We start from the raw sequence: 23,154 nt of genomic DNA, 5'->3' as shown, positions 1-23,154 counted from the left end.
ATGTATCCAGAATATTATAAGAACGTACTTGGATACGAATTTAGAATCAGTGATCGACAATAAAATGATTCATCTAAACAAAAAGTCCTCAGGAGCGGTTTTCTCCTGAGGTTTTCTTATATGCTGTTTTCTAAACCATTAGACTTAGTCATTTTCAAGATATTCGACATAGAAAATGGATGTCTTTTTTTTGGCAACATCCAGAACGTATGTTCGCGTAATATAATAGTCAGAAGAGGCCACTTCTAATAATTAAATGAAAAGAGGAAAAATGATGGCAAGTACAGAAGCAGTAATTAATTGGTTTAGAGCACGACAAGGACGAGTAACTTATTCGATGACTAATCGGTTAGGTCCGAATAGTTACGATTGTAGCTCAGCAGTATATTTCGCTTTGATTGAAGCTGGATTTTTAGCTGGCGGAACATCTATTGGGAATACAGAAAGTTTGTATAAGTTAGAAGGAAGTTTGTTACAGCCAATCACTCGTAGTGAAGCCAAACGTGGGGATATCTTTGTTTCAGGTACGAAAGGTGCCAGCGGGGGAGCTAACGGACATACTGGTGTTTTCTTAAGTAACAGTCAAATCATTCATTGTACCTATCCATTAAATGGGATCGGTGAAACTGCTGCTTCGGGATGGATGGGTGGACCTCCAACTTTTTGTTATCGTCTAAAAGGAGGAACCGTTAATCCTGGAACTAAGAATGGGATCGCAATTGATAATATCTCTTATGATCAGGCCAAAACGATGGTTGCCTGGATTCAAACGAAATATTGCTGGACTTTGTTGCGTGATCAAGTTAAAGCGAGAAAACAAAATGATGGGCGTTACACAATGGTGATCACTTGTAATCCAACGAATAAAAAATTAAATGAGGCCACTGCTCGTACACAACAAGAATTGCGTACGTATCAACCAGGTTATATGCAACAGAATATTGCGATTGTTAATGGAGATAAAACAATATCTTATATTGAGTGTCGAAATCTGACAAAAGCTCAGGCCGATCAAATGGTACCTCACTTACGTAATTTCCTAAAGGACATTTTATTGTCTGATCAAACATATGGGTATTCTAATGCCTATGGTACTTGGGATGTTCGAGTAAAGGGCGAGGGATTTAATGATGTGGATACGCCAATTGTTCGGAATGAAATCGAGGCTCGAGTGAAACAAACAGGTGCAAATGCGTTTGCTGTAAAAGCCTTCAAATATTAATCCAATATTTCAGGAAAAGATCGCTATTGAAGCGATCTTTTCTCTTTGCTATCAACAAAGTCTCAGCCTAAATCTAAACTAATCCGGCTGTTGCCCATCATGTGCCGGCCATTGACAATCCAGCAACTGCATATCAGTAAAAATCGCTTTGAAAGAGGAAGATTCGGGAGAGCAGGCATAAATACCAAAGCGGATGTTTTCATTCCCATTGAACATGTGGCAGATTCGCATTTGTTGAAATGTTTTGCCGTCAGTTGAGCACTCAATGCAGTAATCGTCTTCGCGTCTACTTAGACGGTACCACATAGATTTAATTGAGGCATCGATTTCGGTTGTTGCCCAGTCAGAAAAACCATGATTTGTGACGACACTTCCCAAGTGCTGATACTCTTCATTTTCATATTCGATGGAGCCTTTTAACCAATTTTCACTATCCAAATACATGACGATACCACATTGATCAAACCGATGCTTACTCTCGGTAAAGTCCGTTTTTACCACAAAACTAAAATACTGTTCATCTGTTTCCATTTGAAAAACTGGGGCGTTATCATTTTGAAAATGATAATACGTATTCTGCCAGAGGTCTGTATGTGGTTTGGTGACGATTTCTAATCCATCATTGAATATTTCGTAGCTCTCTGGAAAGCGAGTCCATTTAAAATTCTGTAAATTCATTTTTATCCTCCATTGATTATTGACATACCAATAGAGTATCAAAAAGTGGGTCGGTAAGCTATGGAAAGATTAATCATAAAAAAACGGTAATCGATCGAAGTGGAGCTTGTCTAAAACGGTTGAATTCGCTTCGATAAATGCTGTCCTAGCGCATACAATTCATGGAGATGTGCCATTGACCACGAAAGAACAAGTTTTTACAGTTTTGGAAAATCCAGGTATTGACTTGATACGGTAAAAATATACAGTTAAATAATGCAAAAGAAAGAATGAACGGCTAATCGAATAAGCCGCTCATTCTTTTTCAATTATAATTGTATTTCTGTTATATGATTAGATAACCTCTCGCATACAAGTTCTGCCATTTGCTCATCGCTTTCGACCATGCCGTGTTCACACCAAGTCATCAGGACATTGAAGAATCCGCCTGCAATGAATCGAATATTGTATCGTTCAAACTCAGGAGAACAATCTATTTCACAGATTAAGAGTTTAGAGAATTCATCAAGAAATTCTACCGATTGTTCAAGAATTAAATGTGTCAATCTTGCTTGAAGTAAGGTGGCTATAAATAATTGGTGTTGTCTAAAATAGTAAAAGTATAAGCGAGTCATCTCATAGTTGCTGATTTTCTGTTGCATCAAAAGGGTTAGATAATCGTTAAACATATTTTCCAAATGATCAATTATGACATCTTCCATTATCTGATAATTCCGATAAAAAGCCATGCGCGAGACACCTGCTTTTTTCGTTACTTCAGTTACGGAAATATTTTTGAAGTCTTTTTTCTTCATCAGTAGAATGAGTGCTTCAAGAATACTTTCTTTCGTTAGGTGATTTTGTTCTAGATTGTATTTATTAGGCATAACAAATTACTCCATTCTGTAACAGCAGGCGCTTAAGCTCTTGCATTACGACGTCTAATAACTATACTGTACTTCATAAGAGGTTACAAATGCAACATCTTATGAAGTTGAACTATCTAAATAATTCTCCAAATAGTTCATTTCAAAAGATTTTGCAAAAAAGACGATTGGAGGAATTTACAAATGCAAACATGGTTTATTACAGGAGCTTCAGGTGGCTTAGCATCACGGATCACTCAGAAATTATTAGAAAGAGGTGATCGTGTCGCTGCAACGGTTCGTAAAGAAGGGGTGCTGGATGATCTGCAAAAGCAATATGGCTCACAATTATGGCAAGCACAGTTAGATTTAACTAACGTACAGCAAATTGGTAAAACTGTTGAACGAGCGTTTAAAGAGCTAGGGACAATCGATGTAGTCCTAAACAATGCTGCGTACGGTCTATATGGAGCGGTTGAGGAAGTCAGTGATGATCAAATCGAACAATTATTCACAACAAATGTTTTTGGTTCGCTACGTGTGGCTCGGGCTGCTCTGCCGTTTTTACGCAAACAAGGTCGAGGACAGATTATTCAAATTTCTAGTATGGCGGGGCAATATTCAGTTCCAGCGATGGGCTTGTACAGCTCTTCTAAATGGGCAGTAGAAGCTGCCTTTGAAGCTTTAGCAAAAGAAGTAGAACCGTTTGGTATTAAGACAACAATCGTGGAACCAGGCGGAATTCGAACAGATTTTGCGGCTGGTAAAGCTGTATTTGGAAATCAGATCGATGCCTATCAAAATACTGAAGCTGGAAAAACAATAAGCATGATGAAAGGAAATATTCCTAACTTGGATATGGAAAAACTGAAAAAGATGGTCGTTGGTGATCCAGATAAAATGGCTGAGCAAATTGTTCGACGTGCTGACCAAGGCGAGGGACTTCTTCGAATGGCGTTGGGTAGCGATGCTTATCAGAAGATTCGGGCTAGCCTACTGGAGAAGCTAGAAGCGCTTGATGCTCAAAAAGAGTTGGCTTATTCAACAGATGCAGATGATGTTATTCGGACAGTATAATTAAGCGATTCATAGAAGAAAAGACTTTAACCGTTTTCTAAAAAATAAAAATAGAAAGCGGTTTAAATGTCTTTTTAATTCACTCCCTAAATCTGGTACAATAATTCTATAGAGAAATAATGATTATTTGTTTTACTCGTCTTCAAACAATAGGAACTTAAATTGAAATGAGAAGGGAAGTGAAGGATAACTATTTGTGAACGAATAAACAAATAGGGTTCCGAAGATATGAATCGAAAAGCACTATGGGTAACACAAACAGGCGTTTTATTGGCATTATTAATTGTTGTACAGGCAGTAACATCGGGATTAGGCAATACGTTAGTGACAGGCTCTTTAGTTAATTTGATTTTGATTGTCGCTGTAACTACTGGCGGATTGGCTAGTGGATTATCGATTGCTTTGTTATCGCCAATTTTTGCATTCATGTTTGGTATTGGTCCAGCATTCCCACAAATTGTATTTTGTGTAGCGCTCGGAAATGCCGTTTTAGTGACTATTTGGCATTTTATTCCTGGCTTCAATAAAAAGCAGGGTGTCACGAATTTTGCTTTAGCAACGGTGATCGGTGCGCTTGCGAAGTTTGGAGTACTATATTTTTCGGTCGTTCAATTTGTTGTTCCAATCTTATTAAAAATGCCGGCACCTAAAGCAGCGATGGTTTCTGGAGCCTTTTCATTTCCACAGCTGATTACTGCATTGATCGGCGGCGCATTATCTATTTTAGTGGTTCCCGTCCTTTCTAAAGCGTTAGGTCGTCAAAGAGTAAGCTAAAGGTTACATTCGATAAACAGAATTAAAAAAATCCTCTCAGCTATAAAATCTTTTTAGATTTTTTGTAGCTGAGAGGATTTTTTTGAGTAACGCATTAGAGGTGATCAGAAGTTTGATGATTTAAATTTTTTCTTGGCAATCGTTGCTAAAGCTTCAGTGATTTTTTCGTAGTCAGATTGAACCAGTTTTTGGTGACAATAAACGATCGGTTGTCGCAAACGTAAAGCCGAGATCGTATCAACGGAGATAGGAATCTCACTAATGATGATATCAACACTGTCATCGAGACTGCTGGCTACCTTCAAGTTAAAATAGGATGAAAAGTATTGACACACATCGTTTTGCAATACTTGGTTTGACATAATTGAAAGGAAGGCGACTGTAATTGGTGCAGTATGTTTTCCAAATTCAATATTTTTATCATAGATCAAGCAATATTGAGAAAGAAGATAGTCATCAAAATCCCCATCAAAATCATATTCGATTGATTTCATTTCAGCTTCAACGAGAGATTGAATGTGTTTAATCTTATATTTTTTTCGTGAATCAATCGCTTCATGTGAATAATATGGAAGCAGAGTTTGAATATATTTCAGTGGCGCACCAATAAAAGCAACTCGATAATGCAAGCACAGTACGGAGTATAGTATCTTGTTTCGTTCTTTTTGAGTTAACGGAATAGACAGATGATAATTTATTCGATCCATGATATGGAATGCTTTGTGAGCAAATTTTTGGTCACTAAGCTGTTCATCTAAAAGAAAAAAATCAGGAGCAGTATCAACAGAAGAAAAACTGCCAATCGCAAGCAGGCTGCTACAAATCAGCTGTGCCTCATCATATAGCTTATCCTCTGAATGATAAGGCAGATATTTGCCAATGGAGGCAGCAAAGATACTGAAGGCTTCTTTATTAGAAAGTGAAAATGGTTTGTAGAGCGAGATTGAGAGGGTTTCTTTATCAATACTAAAGCCCTGACGTTCTCTTAAAAGGTGAATGGCAAAATAATAATGGGTTAGTACATTTTTATCTAGTGATCTAGTTTTGTAAACTTCATCGGGGCAGTTATCTAAAAGTGCGGATAGGTCTAAATAACTGAAGGATAGAAAAGGCCAGTACCCCACACCATAAGTCGTAAGATATAAAGCGGTATAGAAAAATCTCAGGCTGACTTCATTCCCATCGAGATGAACTTTTGGTCGTGAATGAATCCTTAAACCTATTGGTTTGAAGTACTCATTCAATTCTGTAATAATCCTGCGGACTTGAGAATAAGAAACGTGTAGGCTATCAGCCGTTTCTTGCAGGGTATCAAAAGAGGTCATTAATAGCGATTGAATCAATTTGAATTTGGCAGATCGCTTGATATAAAAGTTAATAAAATTTTGAATGGTAAAGGATTCAGAAAGCTGTAATTTGAATAACTGATTTGATTTAGAATAGCTCAAATCAATAAAACTAGAACTATCTGAAAGGCGGATATCCTCTAAAATCGAATGGTAAATAGAAATAGCAGTTTGATTATTGATAGTTACTGATTGCAACAGTTTGTCCAAAGTACAGATATGATAATCAGAATCAAAGATTGTTTGAATGAAAAGCAGCTTCTTTTTATCAAGCTTATCGACTAAAAAATCCATTTTATTTCCCTTCTATCGTCCTATTTATTTGAAGAGTATCATATAACACTTATAAGTGATAGAAATTCAGTTTGGAAATAGGCTGAAGATTTTATTTGTAAAAATAATTTTAATAATACTAATAAGTAACAACAATTATCGCAAGTGTTCTTTTTTTAATACATATCAAGAAAAATTGAACACATCACAGAAAAGAAATCTTGTAACCTAAACTCAATGAGAATTTAAAAATAAGGTGATAGATATAAAATTCTTTATTACTAAAGTTTAATTTCTTTTAAAAAAAGTCGTTTTATCCAAAAATTTAATTAATTTTTCTAATATTAAGAAAAGAATGTAATTAATAGTAACGCTATCTTTTGTAGAATATGATAAGAATGAATTTCTAGTTCGAAGGGGGTGATTGGAAATGATTCTTGAGTTAATGGACACTCGTTATTTAAAACGTTTTTTATTACTCGATTATTTACATATCAATCAAAACCATTCAATTGAACTAATGGAATTGGTGAAGTTGTCACAGGTTTCTTATCCTACTGTAAAGAAAATCATTACTGATATAAGGATGGACATTATTGAGTTGGGCTATAGTGATTATGTTGAATTGATCGACTTGCCTGAACAAAACAAAGTAGTGTGGAATGTGAAGAAAAATTTCCCTTCAACAATTTTTCGTCTTTATTATTTAGAAAATTCTTATCGTTTCCAGCTATTTTCATTATTTTTAGAGCCAAAGGAATGGACAATTTCTGAAATAACGAAAAAAATAAATACAACCTATACAATGGTCAAAAAAGAACTCATCTACTTGAAACGATTTATTAGTATAAATGCCAATAATCTTCATTTAAAAATAGATCGCAAGCTAACTCTTTTAGGAGATGAAGTAACGATTCGTTTGTTTTATACAGGAATTTTTCAACAAGTTTACGGAGGCTACAAATGGCCGTTTGCTTTTATCAGCACTCACGAAATAATAAATTTATTGGAGAGTTTAAACGTTGGAATATACCGAAAATTTTCTTCAAGATTTGTAAGTATTCATTATGGGTTAGCGATTTCACTATTGAGAGCCAATAAACGATCGATTCCCGATAATATTTATTACTGGAAGCCCATTAGTATTCAGGAAAAGAGAATGTATGAGCATTTGTTTTCATTGTTAAAAAAGAAGATGGCCATGATTCATCCAACTATTTTAAAACGAGAGGTCAAATTCATAATTAGCTGCATCATTGCTAGCGATCTTGGGCATCATCAGGGTAGCCTTCCTGATTTCTTTAATGACTCTCTGGAGCTACAAAAAATAAATTTCCTACATATGATAAATGAAAAAGTACATATGATTGAAAAATTTGCACTCCGCAAAATGACGGATGAAGAACATGAGAAATTATTTGCTCGATTAGTGGGTGTGTTTTACCAGATTCTAATTTACCAAAAGGCTTTGCATCAACGGCTGATTGATCTTTATGTTCATCATCCATTTGATTTTCCAGCAAATAAAGAGCGAGAACGAACTTTCTATCAAATTTTTATGAGTAAGTGTAGTAGAAATTTGAACACGTTTGAAGCTGAGTACATTGAGTATTTTTGTGTTGCTTATTATAAAATTTTATTCTTTGAACTGGATCGACAATTGTTTCACCCTAAAATTCTTATTTTTATTCTTAGTAATCGAACACCGGAGATGTTAATAAGTACGAAGCTGCAGACAATTGGAAACTATTTTTACATTGAGATAGCTGATTCTCTTTGCAGAGAAGTAGATTTAATTCTTACGGACATCGCTTTGTCGAATCATACAAAATCCTTTTTGCCAAGAAAGATTCCGATTCTTTATTTGAATGAGGCGTATTCTCCGAGAGATAATGAACGACTTCAAGAGACACTGACAAAGATTGCAGATGAAAAGTACCGAGAAATGAAAAAAGAACTTGGACATGAAAAAAATTGAGGCTCTTAGGCACAACAATTTTAGTTTGAATTTATAAAATCAAGTATTACCGTGGAAATGAGCCTATCAGAGTGTTCATAGAGACACTCTTTTTAGATTCTCTCATTTAACATTTGTTTTAAGGACAGCCTTCTTTGCTTTAGTTTGAATGATTAGAAAAAACATAAAACATACGTCTGTTTCTATATGCTATATATAAATATGGTTATTTATTTGCTAGAAATAATGGAAAAATTAATTGATGACTTTCTCTAGTTAATGAACAAGCAAAGCAAAATGGCTAGAAGATAAATGATATTTTCTTCTTTTTCAACATTTTATTCAAGAGAAGAGACGAAGCTAGCTGAATCACAATTAAAGGAGAAAAACGATGGGACAAATATTATTTATAACAAAATGTATCGAACGGGAACGTTCTTTAGAAGATGCTTTTAGACAATTAGGACACGAGGTTTTTCTTTCTGATCAATTTTTAAATCTTCATTTAAAAAGAGAGACCATTGCTTCGTTAACTGATTTCTTCAGAGTGATCATTTTGAGTGAAACGTTAACGAATCAAGAAGTTCTTTTTTTATTGGAAAGTTTTCAGGAGCAATCGTTACCTATTTTTAGAAAGGCAGAAAGGGTACCAACCAAAAAAGAACAACAGCTTTGGGCTGAAAGAGGGATTAGTGAGTGGCTCGTAGAGGATATGTTGTTAGAGGAAATAAGAGAAATGCTGGATGGTTACATTGATTCATCAAAGGATAAGCAGTGCTTCGTTGAAGAAGAAAATGAAAAAAAACGATCTTTGAGTAGTTTAGCACTAAATTCAACGCAGCTTCGATTTTTACAAATTCTTTATCGAGAACATGATCAAATTATTTCTCGAGAAAAGTTGTGCGAATTGCTTTGGGAGCGCCCAGGCAATGCCTCTAACTTATCCCAGTTGTCTAGCCTAGTGAAATTATTAAGAAAAAAACTGAGTGATCAAGGAATCGAAGGGGAATCGATCCTTACAGTCTGGGGCCAGGGCTATCGGTTAAGTGATAGCTTCTATAGGCAAATAACAACCGAAATAAAGATTTTAAACTAGCTAAAAAAAAGACTATCATCAAATTTACGATGATAGTCTTAGTGTGTGCTTAAACTTTAACCTTTGTACGGTCACGATAGCTGGTATGAAGAATATGGTGCGCTTTAAGACTGCCCGGTTTTTCCAAGAACTCTTGATAGATTTTTTGAACGATTGGGCTTTCGTTTGATTTACGCAATCCTTTGCCTTTATCTTCAGCATATAGCGCAGCTGCTCGCTTGGTTTTTAGGTCAACGAAATTACGAACTGATGCAGGCTGAACCGGTTGACCACCACCGTTGATACAACCACCAGGACAGCCCATGATCTCAACAAAATGGTAGAATTTTTCACCGGATTGAATCTGCTCCAGCAATTTCTTTGCATTGCCGATTCCTGATGCGACCGCGACATTGATGGTTGCGCCACTCATTTCGTAGGTGGCTTCTTTGATACCTGACATCCCTCGAACCTCTACAAACTCTACTTGCTCCAGCGAATGACCGGCTAATGTTTCAGCTGCAGTTCTTAAGGCTGCCTCCATAACACCACCGGTAGCCCCGAAGATGTATCCAGCTCCTGTAGCTTCATCTAGTGGATTATCGAAGGCTTCGTCTTCTAGTTCCACGAAACGAACACCAGCTTTATCGATCATTCGAGCTAATTCGCGAGTAGTCAACGCAACATCACAGTCGGAATAGCCCGCCGCGGCTTCGTCTTCACGAGTGACCTCGAATTTTTTCGCGGTACAAGGCATGATTCCCACTACAAAGATGTCTTTTGGATCGATGCCTTCTTTTTCCGCATACCAAGTTTTTGCAAGTGCACCGAACATTTGCTGCGGTGATTTACAAGTTGACAGGTTAGGAATTAATTCTGGATGATAGTGCTCACAATATTTGACCCAACCCGGTGAACAAGAGGTGAACATTGGGAACGGACCATTATTTCCTACTCGTTCTAAGAATTCATTCGCTTCTTCCATGATCGTAAAGTCAGCGGCCACGTTGGTATCAAAGACTCTATCAAAGCCGATTTGGCGTAGAGCAGCGACCATCTTTCCTTCAACGTTACTGCCGATTGGCATATTGAAGGCTTCGCCTAAAGTCACACGAATGGAAGGAGCGGTCTGAACGATCACGTGTTTGGTTGGATCTTCCAAGGCATCCCAAACTTCTTGGGTCTGATCTTTTTCATGGATCGCCCCTGTCGGACAAACAACGATACATTGTCCACAGGAAATACATGGAACTTCACTCAGATTTTGTTCATAGGCACTGCCGATATGGGTTTCAAAGCCACGATTATTTGGTCCGATGACGCCTACAGCTTGCCATTTCGAACATGCGGCGACACACCGGCGGCAAAGGATACATTTATTATTGTTCCGGACCATGTGCACGGCGCTGTCGTCAAATTCGTATTCGCAGTTTTCACCGTTGAAGTAATCTTCGTCGGCGACATTGAACTCTTTACAAAGCTTTTGCAGCTCGCAGTTTCCGCTGCGGATACAAGAGAGACATTTCCGTTCGTGAGTCGAAAGGATCAGCTCCAAGGTCGTTTTTCTTGATTCAAAGACTTTTTTCGAGTTCGTCTTGATATCCATGCCTTCAGAAATCGGGTAGACACAGGCTGTTACCAAGCTACGGGCGCCTTTGACTTCTACCACACACATGCGGCAGGCACCAATTTCGTTGATTTCTTTTAAAAAGCATAAGGTAGGTATTTCGATATTATTTACTCGTGCTGCTTCGAGAATGGTCGATCCTTCTGGAGCAGTACAGATTTTTCCGTTGATGGTAATCATAACTTCTTTCACTTGCTCCACCTCCTATATGACTGTGATCGCATCGTAGCGACAAGTATCAATACATAAGCCACATTTCGTACAGATCGACTGATCAATTTCGTGGACTTGTTTTACTTCACCACTGATAGCACTTACTGGACAACCTTTAGCACAGGCTCTGCAACCGGTACACTTATCTGGCAAAATCCGGTATTGGATCAAGTTTTTACATACGCCAGATGGACAACGACGTTCTAGGACATGGGCTTCGTATTCTTCTCTAAAATAGCGCAGGGTGGAGAGCACAGGATTCGGTGCTGTCTGTCCTAGGCCGCAAAGCGAATTCTCTTGGATATGGTGACAGAGCTCTTCCATCCGATCCAAATCGTCTAGCGTTGCGTTACCCATTGTAATCTTTTCTAGGATTTCTAAGAGACGCTTTGTTCCAACACGACATGGCACACATTTCCCGCAGCTTTCTTCAACGGTAAATTCTAAGAAGAATTTGGCGATGTCCACCATACAGTTGTCTTCATCCATGACGATCAAACCGCCTGAGCCCATCATTGAACCGATTTTCTTCAGGTTTTCATAATCAATCGGTACATCATAATGCTCTGATGGAATACAGCCGCCTGAAGGGCCGCCTGTTTGAGCCGCCTTGAATTTCTTGCCATTTGGAATCCCACCACCGATGTCTTCAACGATTTCTCGTAAAGTGGTACCCATAGGAATTTCTACTAACCCGGTGTTCTGAATTTTTCCACCAAGGGCAAAGACTTTTGTTCCTTTTGATTTTTCTGTTCCAAAGCTAGCAAACCATTCAGGTCCTTTGAGAATGATTTGAGGAATATTTGCCAACGTTTCTACATTATTAACGATCGTCGGTTTTCCAAACAGTCCTTTGACCGCAGGGAAAGGAGGACGTGGACGAGGCTCACCGCGATGGCCTTCAATACTTTCAAGTAGGGCGGTTTCTTCCCCACAAACGAAGGCACCGGCTCCTAAGCGCAAATCTAAATCAAAAGAGAAATCGCTACCAAAAATGTGTTTGCCTAAAAGGCCGTTCTCACGTGCTTGTTTGATTGCAATACGCAAACGATTTACCGCAATCGGATACTCTGCCCGGACATAGATATAGCCCTGATTAGCCCCAATGGTATAACCCGCGATGGCCATAGCCTCGATAACAGCATGAGGATCACCTTCCAGTACGGAACGGTCCATAAAGGCACCTGGGTCACCTTCATCGGCGTTACAGATAACGTATTTTTGCTCCGATTGGCTGGCTTTAGCAAAAGACCATTTCATGAAGGTAGGGAAGCCAGCGCCGCCGCGGCCACGTAAGCCTGAGGTTTCTAAGAGACTTAAGACATCATCACGAGAATATTCGTTTACAACGGTTGCTAACGCTTGATAACCGTCGAAGGCGAAATATTCTTCGATTTTTTCTGGGTTAATCCGTCCACAATTTCGCAGAGCCACTCGTTTTTGTTTGTGATAGAAGGGAGTGTCCATTAATTTGTTGATGATCTCCTTGGTGTCGGAGTCATGATAGAGTAATTTCTCGACTAATTTTCCTTTGATTAAATGATCTGAAACAATTTTTTTTGCGTGTTTTGGTTGGACTTGATGATAGAAAACTGCTTCTGGATAAATAATAACAATCGGACCTTGAGCACATAAACCAAAACATCCTGTTTTTACGATATTTACCTTGTTCGTCAACTCATTCTTTGCTAACTCATCTTTAAGAGCATCGACAAATTCGCCGCTTTTAGATGAGATACAGCCGGTTCCAGCACATACAAGGATCTCTTTTTCATATTGCTGCTCTTCTGTGACTGCATCATCTAAACGCATCGTGATCGTCTGACGATAAGTATTTCGAAGTTCTTTTAACTCATTCCAATCTTTCATATTTTTTCTCCTGACTCTTGAAGTTTTGTATGACAAAAACAATTTTTCCAAAAATCTATTCTGCTATTGATATGTAGTAAATTTTTGGAGAGGGAGGATCAATAATCAGTTGTTCTCTTTTTGATAGGTGACGAGCACTTTATCGGCTTTTTTCTTAGATAAGCGACCATAGACTTCTTCATTAACTGTTAATACAGGGGCTAACCCACAGGCGCCAATACAACGGCAAGACTCTAAAGTAAATTTGCGATCCGCAGTTGTTTCGCCAGGTTCAATCTTCAATTCAGATGAATACGAGTCTAAGATGTCCCCAGCTCCCTTTACATAACAGGCGGTCCCCATACATACGCTGATCGTATATTCTCCTTTGGGTACAAAGGTAAATTGGGCATAAAAGGTTGCGGTGCTGTAAAGCTCTTCCATGGGAATCTCCAATTCTTTAGAAAGCCTTTTCAAAATCTCGATAGGCAAATAACCATAGATTCTCTGAGCCTCCTGCAAAGCAGGCATCTGTGCGCCGCGCTGCCCCTTCAACTCTTCTATGCAATTCTGGAACTCTTGGTATTGACTTTCGGTTTCAATAAACTCAAACGCTACTTCTGTACTCATATAATTCTGTATCCTCCTTTCCTACGCTCAACCAAATTCTCTGAATACTGACAACATTGTTTATTATGCAAAGCTAATATATATAAGTTAAGTATATCAAAAATGGGGTCGAGTTTGTGATTAATCATACAAATGAGAATGATAACTGTTCTCGGGCTTAATAATTGAATTTGACCTATAAAAAACGGTCTGTTAAGAGAGATAAATGAGAATAGATTTAAAAGGGTATTTCGTTATTCTAAAATAGCGTAATATTGGTCGATTCCTTTTAAATACTTACAAATTGATGGGATATCTCCTTTAGATTGTTCTTTTAAAAAAGAATATAGAACCTATTTGTATCGTAAGGATAGTAATGTTTCTGTTTGCAAAATTATTACAAAAAAATAAAAATTATAGGTTGGCTTTCTAGAAAAGTTAGCGCTATGCTTATTTCATAAGAACTATTACTTTAGAACTTAAATATAAAAGCGCTTTATTAAAATGGAAAGTAGGGAATCAAATGATTGAACAAAGACTAAGCCAACGGCAAATCTTCGGAGTAATGAGAAAAAACTTGGAAGCCAAAGCACTTAAGCAATTCGAGGAGTTTCACGATATCGCTGCGTTATTAGAATGTGTTGTTGCAGTTCTCGTAAGAAATGCATTGGTACTTGGCGACTATTCATTTTTCCTAAAGGAACAGATTCGTGAGGTATTTCTTACAGCTGATCCGAATGACGCGATGCGAAAGTTTTTGCCGTTTTTTGTTTCATATTTTTCAGAGAAGGAATGGCGTCAAGTTATCCTTCGCCTATTCAAAAATAAAAATACGTATTATCAGCAGACTAAACAAGCGCGTGAATTTAGCAAACATTTAAATAAATCAACTTCTCAAATAACGCTTCCGGAAAACCAAAAGGTGACAATTGAAACGATTTTTGAAGACGAAAATGGGAAGAAGCATAAATGGACTCTGCGGGATGCTGATCCCTCAAAAAAGAAAGAAGAATTTGAACCAATACTTGAGATCTTAACATTACTGTCTATTTTTGAAACAAATGGTGTGCGTCGCTTTGCTCAGTTATTCAAATCCAAGCGGGTTATTAGTGAAGAGGAAGAACTAGTTGAGCAAAAAACAACACCAAAAAAGGTAAAAACTAAAAAAGGAACTGCAAAAAAAGAACAGGAGGAATCTGTCCAATACTCCAAGGCTAAAACGACACAAGTAAAAGCGCAGCAGATGGCTCAGACAAGTCTGCCTGCAGACTTTGATCCAAGAGAGCTAAGTCCTGCATCTTTGGAGGAGTTAGCCAAAGCAACGATACCGCCGGGATCGGATTTGACTGCTGAATATACTGATCCAGAGACTGGTGAAGTCAGCATGATTCCGATAGACTCACAGGTAGTACCCGAGCATCATTTGGAAAGTTCACAGAACCTATCGGAAAAAGAGCTAGAACCAGCTTTAGCGGCGGTCGAAGCATCCGCTGAGGATACAGAAGGCTCCTCAGAACTCGAGCAAGCGACTCCAACAAAGAAGAGGGTTAGTAAAAACTTGCGAAATATGCTGAAAAGGTTTAGTAAAGGAAAATAATTAAAACTATTGTTAAGGAGTTTATTTGGCATGGAAACTGTTTTTTCTATCAATAAGTCTATGATCATGAATCAGCTTTCAGGAGGAAGTCTGTCTTTTTTCAGTCCGCCGATATAAAGAATCATTTCCAGCAATGGAGTAATCCGCTCATTTTTACCTAGGCTGAAAGAAATCCTATATAATAGAAAAAACAGCGACGGGAGAAGACCTATCATGAGTCAGGAAGATTTATTTTTTCAAGGGAAAAAAGTGAATAGTAGAAAATTACAGGCTTACGGTTTTAAAGAAAATGTGGGAGTTTATTCCTATGATACGAAAATCATGCAGGGGGAGTTTCAATTGAATGTGACCATTTCAAAGGAAGGGCAAGTAGAGACAAAACTGCTGGAACTTGCCAGTGAGGAAGAGTACATACTGCACCGAACCTCAGCGGCTGGTTCCTTTGTGGGTGTAGTCAGGTCGGAGTATCAATCAATCCTGCAAGATATTGCCGATAAATGCTTTGAAACAGATTCTTTCAAAAATGAGTCAGCAAAAGAAGTCATCAATTATATCCGCGATACATATCAAGATGAATTGGAATTTCTCTGGCCTAAAACTCCGGGTAATGCCATTTTCAGAAGAAAAGAGACAAAAAAATGGTATGCAGTATTATTAACGGTTCAGAGAAATAAACTTGGTTTGCCATCAGATGAGCAGATCGAAATTCTAGATTTAAGAAATCAACCAGAAAAGGTCGCAGCACTTGTAAAGGAGAAAAACTATTTTCCAGGCTATCACATGAATAAAAAATACTGGTTAACAATCTGTTTGGACGGAACGGTGCCTTTTAAAGAAATCAAAACACTAATCGATGAAAGCTATCAGCTTGCTGTGAAGTAAAATGAAAGAAGACAGTAGTTGCGAGACGGCTACTGTTTTTCTATCCATAAATTTACCTATTGACATGGGACGCGTCCCATAACCTATAGTAGTATAAAAGGAGGTGGTAGTTTTGGTAAATATTCGTGATATTGCTGAGATGACGGGAGTCTCTAAAACAACAGTATCAAGAGTCATCAATAACCATCAATATGTTTCTGAAGATATCCGTGATAAAGTTCAGGCGGCGATTGAGGAAACTGGTTATGTGGTTAATGGCAACGCAGTGAAATTGAGTATGGGAAAAAACTATACATTAGGGGTAACTCTTCCTTACAATAACTCCTGCTACGATCGTTTGGTCAATAGTCTGCTGTTTCACGCGCGAGAAAAGGGCTATCAGGTCCTGCTCTTACCTACCTACTATGATGAAAAAACCGAGAGTGAGTACTATTCATTGCTGGAAAAACGGATGATTGATGGACTTATTTTGACATCTAGAGCGAGTAATTTGGATAATTGGACGAAGCTTAAGTCAAAAGGGCGGATCGTTTCAACCGAAAAAGTCACCAATCCTAAAATTCCGATGATCTTTCCGGATCGAAAGAAAGCCTATGAGGAATTGTTCAGCAAGTTAAAAAAACAGGGCTTTTCTAAAGTTATTTTTACAAATAAACGTGGTCTTTCTGAAAGCACCAGTGCTCAAGATAAAGCCGCTTGCTATCAAAACTATTTTGGTGAGGTGATTGAAGGTCAAAATTTCTTCACTGGAATTGAAGGGTACGAGAGTGGTTATTATTGGGCAAAGGAAACCTTTAAAGAATTAGCAATTCCAGAGGTGATTTATGCGAATGCCGATGATACTGCTGCCGGAATTATTAACGGCTTGCAGGAACTCGGTTTTATCCATAAAAAGGATTTTCAAGTGGTTGGCGAAGGAAATCAACCGTATAGTCAGCTCTTGAATTTTTCAACGATCGACTTTCTTCCTCAAGAAATTGGCGCGGAAGTCATCAATTATATTTTATCGGATCAGGGAATGGTAAACGTGGCGAAGGAGCCGCGCTTTATTAAAAGATAAATGTTGAATCAAGAAAGGAAAAATGAACATGCATATTGAACATGTAGCAATTTGGACAAAGGACTTAGAGAAGATGAAGGAATTTTACGAAAACTATTTTAATACCAGCAGTACAGAGCTTTACCACAATAAAAAGACAGGGTTTCGCTCATACTTTCTCAGTTTTGATTCAGGTAGTCGCTTAGAGCTCACTTCAAAACAACATTTGTCGAATCGAGTGGCTGATAGTCTAGGCTATACTCATTTGGCGATTTCCGTAGGATCAAAAGAAGATGTTGATAGTTATGTTGAAAGATTTTTAGCCGATGGCTTTCCGTTATTAAATGGTCCAAGAACAACTGGGGACGGATACTATGAAGCAGTGATTCAAGACCCGGAAGGAAATCTGATTGAATTGACGACGGATTAATTGAGAAGTAGTATAGTTTTTTGCAGCAATCAAAACGATTGCTGCTTTTTTTGAAAAAATTTTTTATTTCTGTATGATTGAACATATAATAACTGACAAGGAGTGTTTGGATGGAGCAAAGTAAGGATCGAAAAATCTATAATAAACGGTTGGGTGAAGAGGATGATTTTTTCAAGAAATTCTCTGAATTGGACAACGAGACCTATCAAGCAAATGTATTGGACAAACGCCAAAAGGAATTGATCGGATTAACGATTTCAATCATGTCGAGATGTGAAGAATGTATTCTCTATCATCTGGAGGAATGTCAAAAAGCGGATGTGACACGGGATGAAGTGATGGAGGTTGTTAAAATGACTGTAATCGGAGGCGGCTCCGTTCTGTACCCTTTTGCTCGGAAGGTTTTGAAGCTGCTAGATGAATTGACGTATGAATAATCAATAAGTATTCTATTGATTTGTCTTCATGGGGTTTGCTATACTGGTGATGAAAATAAATTACACACCTATAAATGAATGGAGCATGTTTTGTGAGTGTCACAGGTATCTAATCAATAAGCTGAATAGTCAAATAAACTCAGGTTTATTTGGCGTGCTTGTAGAAGTGATATCTGTCGAATGAATCGTATGTTTGTATTCTCTGACGATAGTATGACTATCGTCTTTTTTGTTTTTCTGAAAAAATCTGTAAGTGTATTTTGCAGAATTTTTATAGGTGGGACATTTATTTTCGAGGCAGATATCTCTGAATAAAAAATTGATAAGAAGGAGAATGGTGTATGCTATCGGAAATAAACGTTTCATTGAAAAGGAGAGAGAGATTAACAATAGGAGAAAAACAAAACGATGAAGACGACAATTATTGGAAATCAACCAGCTGAAACAATTGCTCAAATTACAGCTGTTTATAAAGATTTATTTGAATTTACCTGTGAAAAAGGACAGGGGCTAGCCAGAGTAAAGCGCGGCGGCTATGACAATAAACAAGAGAAATACCCAACGACAGGAGATCGTGTTGTCGTTGATTGGCGAGGGAAAGATCAAAGTCTTATCTTAAAGACATTGCCGAGAACTACGGTATTATCCCGCTTAGATTCCTTTAAAGGAAAAGAACAAATGATAGCGGCGAATTTTGATTATGTTTTTATTTTACAATCGTTGAATGACGATTTTAATCTCCGACGTCTGGAGCGTTATCTGACACTTGCTTGGCAGTCTGGCGGAATACCGATTGTCCTGCTGACAAAGGCTGATCAAATGGATAACTACTTAGATTACGTCAAAGCTGCCAGAGAGATTGCATTAGGAACTGAAGTTCAAGCAATTAGTGTGAAGACTGGTGAAGGCATCACAGAGTTAAATCACTATCTTTTACCGGATAAAACAGCGGTATTAGTAGGATCATCAGGTGTTGGAAAGTCTACTTTAATTAATTATTTATTGGGCAGAAAAGCAATGAAAACCCAGGAGATTCGCAAAGAGGACGGACGCGGCCGACACACCACGAGTCATCGTCAATTATTTGAATTAGCCAATGGCGCGAAGATAATTGATACTCCCGGTATGCGCGAAGTCGGCATGTGGAGTGTTGACCGTGGGTTAGAGGAAAGTTTTGCAGATATCGAAGGTTATTTTGGAAATTGTCGATTCAAGGATTGCCGACATCAAAGTGAACCTGGTTGTGCTATCAAAGAAGCCTTACGAAGCAATGAACTATCATTAGAACGCTGGGAAAACTATCGCAAGCTCCATGCAGAGGCAAAGTACACCAGTGATAAAACAGCCTATTTACGGGAAAAAGAAACTTGGCAAAAGAATATCAGCAAGTTTGTCCGACAAATCAAAAAAGACTATCAACATACCGCGTGTAACGAGAGTTTCATTTGCCAGAGATGCGGGATGCCAGCAAATCCAGAAAGCGCTGGAAGCCAACATCGAAATCATTGTCCACATTGTTTGGTGAGTCTTCATGTTGATAATCGGCCGGGTGATCGCTCTTCTATATGCCGTGGGCAAATGGAACCAATTAGCATCTGGTCAAAGGCAGATGGTGAATGGTCACTTGTTCATCGCTGTCAAGCCTGCGGAACACTAAAAACGAATCGCGTTGCCGCAGATGATAATCAGCAACGGTTGATTGAGTTAGCAGAAAAAGCAATGAAGCATCCGCCGTTTAGATTAGGATAAAAACATCGCTCAGAGAATATTTTCTGAGCGATGTTTTTGCGATTTAAATGAAATCATTGGCGGCAGAAGAAAAAACAATATGTGTGGAAGGAACCCCGAAACGCATGGTCTCATCGATGAATCCTTCCAAATGTTCCATGTTTTCAGCAACCACTTTTACGAGATAGCTGTAATGCCCAGCAATGCGGTAGTATTTTAATACCATTTTTTGCTGCGCACAAAATTCGCGGAAGGCTTGACAATTTACCGTTTCAAACAGAATGAAGGCTGTAATACTTTTTCCCATCTTCTGATAATCGATGTTGATGGTGTATTTCTCGATAATACCTAGATCCTCCATTTTTGTGATTCGTTCTTTTACAGCAGGCGCACTAAGAGCGACCTGCTGAGCGATTTCACTATATGGTGCCCGAGCATTTTCCTTTAAAAGATTTATTATTTTTTTGTCTGTTTCATCCATTATGAATCTCCCTTTCAAATGCTAAGCCAAATCAGCATAATTCTTTTTTAAGTAAGGCGGATAACCTGAAATACTTTGCAAGTTGACTGTCGCTTAAAGTAATTCTACTTTATCATAAAATGAAACGAAAAGGATGTCGGTTTAATTCTGGAAATTCTTTTTCTTAACTTAGCAAGGTTGGAGAAAGAAATATGTACGAGAAACTTCTGGAATTTTATGTCAGACTTACTAATGAGCTAGCTTATTACTAGTCGATGGGCCCTTTAGTTGAATGAAATAGACAATCGAATCTTTTTTTTCTGAAAGAAGGATTACTTTAAAACGAATATGGAGGAAATCAAATGAAAAAAGTTCTTTTATTATTAGCCGATGGTTTTGAGTCTTATGAAGCGAGTGTTTTTACTGATGTGTTTGGCTGGAATCTCTATGAGGGTGATCAGAATACGGAACTTGTTTCTGTTGGATTGCATCCTGTTTTGTCTTGTACTTGGGGGTATTCCTGCATTCCGATGCGGCAATTAGCGGAAGTCGATTTGAACACCTTCGATGCATTGGCGATTCCAGGTGGTTTTGAGCAGGCCAACTTTTATGAAGATGCATACAGCGAGAAGTTCTTATCGATTATTCAGCATTTCAATCAAGCAAATAAACCAATTGCGGCTATCTGTGTCGCTGGATTGGCAGTTGCTAAAAGCGGCGTTTTGACAAATCGTTTTGGAACAACCTATCGCTTCAAAAATAATCCCCGACAAGATCAAATGAGAGAATATGGGGTACTCGTAAAATCAGAAGAACGGATCGTAGAAGACCGGAATATTATTACTTCTTCGTCCCCGGAAACCGCCTTAGATGTCGCTTTTCGTCTACTGGAGATTTTGACGAGTGAAGAGAACACAGTAGAGGTCAAGAGAAGGATGGGTTTTACTGCGACTCATTAAATCCTCTCATAATCGGGCACATTTAGCGAGTACTGTAAAAAAGCTTCATGATAAAATGATGAAGTAACTTGATAGGAGGATCAAAATGAAATTTAAAGGACCAATGTTAGTGGTAAAGGATATGGAAAAAGCTAAAAAATTTTACACTGAAGTAATCGGTATCCGCGTAATTGCTGATTTAGGAGAAAACGTTACCTTAACTGGTGGATTAGCCTTGCAAACGGAAAGCTCATGGGCGAGGTTTACGAAGTGTGAAACTGATTTTTTCCGTTATCATGGAAATGATGCCGAGATGTATTTCGAAGAAGAAGATTTTGACGGTTTTCTAGAAAAAATCACGGAATTAGAAGTGGAACGTGTTGGTGAAGATCTGGAAATGCCTTGGGGGCAAAGAGTCGTACGACTGTATGATCCAGATAAGCACGTTGTTGAGATTGGCGAAGAGATGAAGGTCATGATGAAACGCCTGCATGCCACTGGTTTGACGGTTGAACAACTTTCCGAAAAAACTTTTCTGTCGACAAAAATGGTTGAGCGGATGTTGAAATAAAGTTGTATCAGTGTGATCATTCTCTCAGATCTCTTACTGAAAGGAACCTCGTCTAGAGAAATTTAACGTCACTTTGCTATTATGATTGTTTGGCATACGATGGATGTACAAATGACAGAGGTGGTTGGGATGCAAAAAAATGAAGAGCTTGATTTGAAGCCAATGCGCTGCTCAAAAGGATTGGCAAGTATTTTTCTATTGTATTTAGAAGTCTCCAAATCGCAATGAACATGGAAATAGATGTGTGCATTGCTTTCAAGTGATAAAAAGTTGTGGTAAGCAAGTTCTATTAGATAAGACTAGAACCGCATGAGGACAGATAATCGCTAAATACAAAGTATCAAAGCCAATGGTTAGTTGTTAGTTAAACCCCAAAAAGGAGCGCGTGTGAAAATACTTCTTTTTGGGGTTTGAGCTATTTTATGAGAGATAATCGTTCTCTAAACTTCTTAAACCATTCGATCTCAAATTTTGCTTTCTCAATTCCAAGGTCCAACGTCGCATATTGGAAATGAGCAATGTCCTTCACGTGTTCTAAGTCCATGTATTCAACGGCACCGCCGCGCTCTTTTAAGCTTTGTAGAACGGCTTCATCAAAAGAATAGCGAAGTCCGATTGCTGCATTGATTTGTTCTAGCGAGGCTAGTTCGTTCTCTAAGACCTGAATATAATCTGCTAACATTTCTGATCTTTTGTCTTTGTCTGTAAAACCCATAAAGAAAAATTTGCTTAATTCCATATTTTTTTCTTTGTAAAGCATCGGCTGAGCGATTGATTGTTGAAAATGCTCCTTACCCAAATCTGTAATGAAATACACCTTTTTATTTAAGCCGCCTTCAACCTGTTCCTTAAAGGTAATCATCTGTTTATTCAGCAACTTCTTCAAAGCCGCTTGAATACTGCCGGTACTGTCACTGCTGACCGTTGAAAGAGAATTTTTAATCGATTGTCGCAGCTCATAAATCGTTGATCCTTGAATCATTAAAAAACCTAAAATGATGATATCCAACTTCTCACTCCTCAGAAAACTTCTTTTATAAAAATGCTGTAATGAAAAAACAGATAGATCCGATCAGTGCTAATGGCGTCATTACGTATTTTTCTTTTTTACTAAAGGACATCAAATTCATCCCCGTATTTAACAATAAATAAAAGCCAAAGAAAATACAAATACCTCTAGCAACTGAAAAGGGAATATTCAACGAAATAATTTCACCAACATATAAAACACAAACGATAGCGATCAGTTGAAAAACAAATGCACTTCCGCTGGCAAAACGCATCGCAATCGGAAGAACTTTATGTTTTCCGCCCATTGTAAACTCCCCCAAAGGTAGTCCTATCGTCACTAATAGCGTCAAGATTGCCATCATACCAAAAATTATCGCCCCAATAATTGAAAAAATTTCCATTTTTATAAATCCGCCTTCCTACGAAAGGCACCAATGAGATGATGAAAATCCTCAAAGAACCTTTCTCTCTTTATTTTTCGTGTTACGCTCTCCTTGCAGGTCCCTGGTATACTACA

22 protein-coding genes and 1 pseudogene are annotated in these 23,154 nt (G+C 38.1%); 14 read left to right on the top strand and 9 right to left on the bottom strand.

Translation table 11 applies throughout. The annotated features are described in order from the left end of the window. Positions 1-274 precede the first annotated feature (274 nt). A complete protein-coding gene (locus KQI58_RS22880; RefSeq protein ID WP_253296062.1) occupies positions 275-1,222 on the top strand; it encodes a peptidoglycan amidohydrolase family protein in 948 nt (315 codons plus the stop codon). Between the two features lie 78 nt (positions 1,223-1,300). On the opposite strand, the gene KQI58_RS20585 is transcribed toward KQI58_RS22880, so the two are convergent. Next, positions 1,301-1,900, bottom strand: coding sequence for a DUF1349 domain-containing protein (locus KQI58_RS20585; protein ID WP_216410822.1), 600 nt, complete (start codon positions 1,898-1,900; stop codon positions 1,301-1,303). An 85-nt stretch (positions 1,901-1,985) separates the two neighbouring features. Between KQI58_RS20585 and KQI58_RS22875 the strand changes: the two are divergent. Beyond that, positions 1,986-2,138, top strand: a pseudogene (locus tag KQI58_RS22875) (sugar kinase); the annotation flags it as partial. A 70-nt stretch (positions 2,139-2,208) separates the two neighbouring features. Here KQI58_RS22875 and KQI58_RS20580 read toward each other — a convergent pair. Further along, the gene (locus KQI58_RS20580; RefSeq protein ID WP_216410821.1) at positions 2,209-2,766 is read right to left on the bottom strand and encodes a TetR/AcrR family transcriptional regulator; all 558 of its coding nucleotides are present in this window, start codon (positions 2,764-2,766) and stop codon (positions 2,209-2,211) included. A gap of 183 nt (positions 2,767-2,949) precedes the next feature. Between KQI58_RS20580 and KQI58_RS20575 the strand changes: the two genes are divergently transcribed. Both KQI58_RS20575 and KQI58_RS20570 read left to right on the top strand, forming a co-directional pair. Next, positions 2,950-3,822 carry an SDR family oxidoreductase gene (locus KQI58_RS20575; protein ID WP_216410820.1) on the top strand — a complete coding sequence of 291 codons (873 nt, stop codon included), beginning with the start codon at positions 2,950-2,952 and terminating at the stop codon, positions 3,820-3,822. Positions 3,823-4,050: 228 nt separating this feature from the next. Then, positions 4,051-4,596 (top strand): ECF transporter S component, encoded by a 546-nt coding sequence (locus KQI58_RS20570; RefSeq protein WP_216410819.1) that lies wholly within the window; start codon positions 4,051-4,053, stop codon positions 4,594-4,596. Between the two features lie 104 nt (positions 4,597-4,700). On the opposite strand, the gene KQI58_RS20565 is transcribed toward KQI58_RS20570, so the two are convergent. Next, the gene (locus KQI58_RS20565; RefSeq protein ID WP_216410818.1) at positions 4,701-6,236 is read right to left on the bottom strand and encodes a helix-turn-helix domain-containing protein; all 1,536 of its coding nucleotides are present in this window, start codon (positions 6,234-6,236) and stop codon (positions 4,701-4,703) included. Positions 6,237-6,645: 409 nt separating this feature from the next. On the opposite strand from KQI58_RS20565, the gene KQI58_RS20560 reads away from it, so the two are divergent. Both KQI58_RS20560 and KQI58_RS20555 read left to right on the top strand, forming a co-directional pair. Beyond that, positions 6,646-8,193 carry a helix-turn-helix domain-containing protein gene (locus KQI58_RS20560; protein WP_216410817.1) on the top strand — a complete coding sequence of 516 codons (1,548 nt, stop codon included), beginning with the start codon at positions 6,646-6,648 and terminating at the stop codon, positions 8,191-8,193. A gap of 370 nt (positions 8,194-8,563) precedes the next feature. Further along, a complete protein-coding gene (locus KQI58_RS20555; RefSeq protein WP_216410816.1) occupies positions 8,564-9,268 on the top strand; it encodes a helix-turn-helix domain-containing protein in 705 nt (234 codons plus the stop codon). A gap of 49 nt (positions 9,269-9,317) precedes the next feature. Here KQI58_RS20555 and KQI58_RS20550 read toward each other — a convergent pair whose 3' ends face one another. The 3 genes from KQI58_RS20550 to KQI58_RS20540 form a co-directional block, all read right to left on the bottom strand. Continuing rightward, positions 9,318-11,066, bottom strand: a complete 1,749-nt coding sequence (locus KQI58_RS20550; RefSeq protein WP_216410815.1) for an NADH-dependent [FeFe] hydrogenase, group A6 — start codon at positions 11,064-11,066, stop codon at positions 9,318-9,320. 12 nt (positions 11,067-11,078) lie between these two features. After that, positions 11,079-12,956, bottom strand: coding sequence for an NADH-quinone oxidoreductase subunit NuoF (gene nuoF, locus KQI58_RS20545; protein WP_301282216.1), 1,878 nt, complete (start codon positions 12,954-12,956; stop codon positions 11,079-11,081). A gap of 105 nt (positions 12,957-13,061) precedes the next feature. Next, a complete protein-coding gene (locus KQI58_RS20540; RefSeq protein WP_216410814.1) occupies positions 13,062-13,565 on the bottom strand; it encodes an NADH-quinone oxidoreductase subunit NuoE family protein in 504 nt (167 codons plus the stop codon). 502 nt (positions 13,566-14,067) lie between these two features. Here KQI58_RS20540 and KQI58_RS20535 point away from each other — a divergent pair. The 6 genes from KQI58_RS20535 (at position 14,068) to rsgA (ending at position 19,678) form a co-directional block, all read left to right on the top strand. After that, positions 14,068-15,141 (top strand): hypothetical protein, encoded by a 1,074-nt coding sequence (locus KQI58_RS20535; protein WP_216410813.1) that lies wholly within the window; start codon positions 14,068-14,070, stop codon positions 15,139-15,141. A 213-nt stretch (positions 15,142-15,354) separates the two neighbouring features. Then, positions 15,355-16,023 (top strand): MmcQ/YjbR family DNA-binding protein, encoded by a 669-nt coding sequence (locus KQI58_RS20530; RefSeq protein ID WP_216410812.1) that lies wholly within the window; start codon positions 15,355-15,357, stop codon positions 16,021-16,023. A gap of 112 nt (positions 16,024-16,135) precedes the next feature. Next, positions 16,136-17,083: a LacI family DNA-binding transcriptional regulator gene (locus KQI58_RS20525; RefSeq protein WP_216410811.1), complete on the top strand. Its 948-nt coding sequence runs from the start codon at positions 16,136-16,138 to the stop codon at positions 17,081-17,083. Between the two features lie 28 nt (positions 17,084-17,111). Further along, entirely contained in the window at positions 17,112-17,492 is a 381-nt protein-coding gene (locus KQI58_RS20520) for a VOC family protein (protein WP_216410810.1), read from the top strand. 110 nt (positions 17,493-17,602) lie between these two features. After that, entirely contained in the window at positions 17,603-17,929 is a 327-nt protein-coding gene (locus KQI58_RS20515) for a carboxymuconolactone decarboxylase family protein (RefSeq protein WP_216410809.1), read from the top strand. A 408-nt stretch (positions 17,930-18,337) separates the two neighbouring features. Next, positions 18,338-19,678, top strand: a complete 1,341-nt coding sequence (gene rsgA / locus KQI58_RS20510; protein WP_216410808.1) for a ribosome small subunit-dependent GTPase A — start codon at positions 18,338-18,340, stop codon at positions 19,676-19,678. A gap of 43 nt (positions 19,679-19,721) precedes the next feature. On the opposite strand, the gene KQI58_RS20505 is transcribed toward rsgA, so the two are convergent. After that, positions 19,722-20,138, bottom strand: a complete 417-nt coding sequence (locus tag KQI58_RS20505; protein ID WP_216410807.1) for an Lrp/AsnC family transcriptional regulator — start codon at positions 20,136-20,138, stop codon at positions 19,722-19,724. Positions 20,139-20,479: 341 nt separating this feature from the next. Here KQI58_RS20505 and KQI58_RS20500 point away from each other — a divergent pair, with 341 nt between their 5' ends. Both KQI58_RS20500 and KQI58_RS20495 read left to right on the top strand, forming a co-directional pair. After that, positions 20,480-21,076 carry a DJ-1/PfpI family protein gene (locus tag KQI58_RS20500; protein ID WP_216410806.1) on the top strand — a complete coding sequence of 199 codons (597 nt, stop codon included), beginning with the start codon at positions 20,480-20,482 and terminating at the stop codon, positions 21,074-21,076. A gap of 85 nt (positions 21,077-21,161) precedes the next feature. Next, on the top strand, positions 21,162-21,626 hold the full coding sequence (locus KQI58_RS20495; protein ID WP_216410805.1) for a VOC family protein: 465 nt from the start codon (positions 21,162-21,164) through the stop codon (positions 21,624-21,626). Positions 21,627-22,041: 415 nt separating this feature from the next. On the opposite strand, the gene KQI58_RS20490 is transcribed toward KQI58_RS20495, so the two are convergent. Continuing rightward, positions 22,042-22,635 (bottom strand): PadR family transcriptional regulator, encoded by a 594-nt coding sequence (locus KQI58_RS20490; RefSeq protein WP_216410804.1) that lies wholly within the window; start codon positions 22,633-22,635, stop codon positions 22,042-22,044. Between the two features lie 25 nt (positions 22,636-22,660). Next, a complete protein-coding gene (locus KQI58_RS20485; protein ID WP_216410823.1) occupies positions 22,661-23,032 on the bottom strand; it encodes a hypothetical protein in 372 nt (123 codons plus the stop codon). Between the last annotated feature and the right edge of the window lie 122 nt (positions 23,033-23,154).

The organism is Enterococcus raffinosus (assembly GCF_018917525.1).
In the GTDB taxonomy this organism is placed as follows: domain Bacteria; phylum Bacillota; class Bacilli; order Lactobacillales; family Enterococcaceae; genus Enterococcus_A; species Enterococcus_A raffinosus_A.
This window is presented reverse-complemented; position numbering and strand designations above follow the sequence as displayed.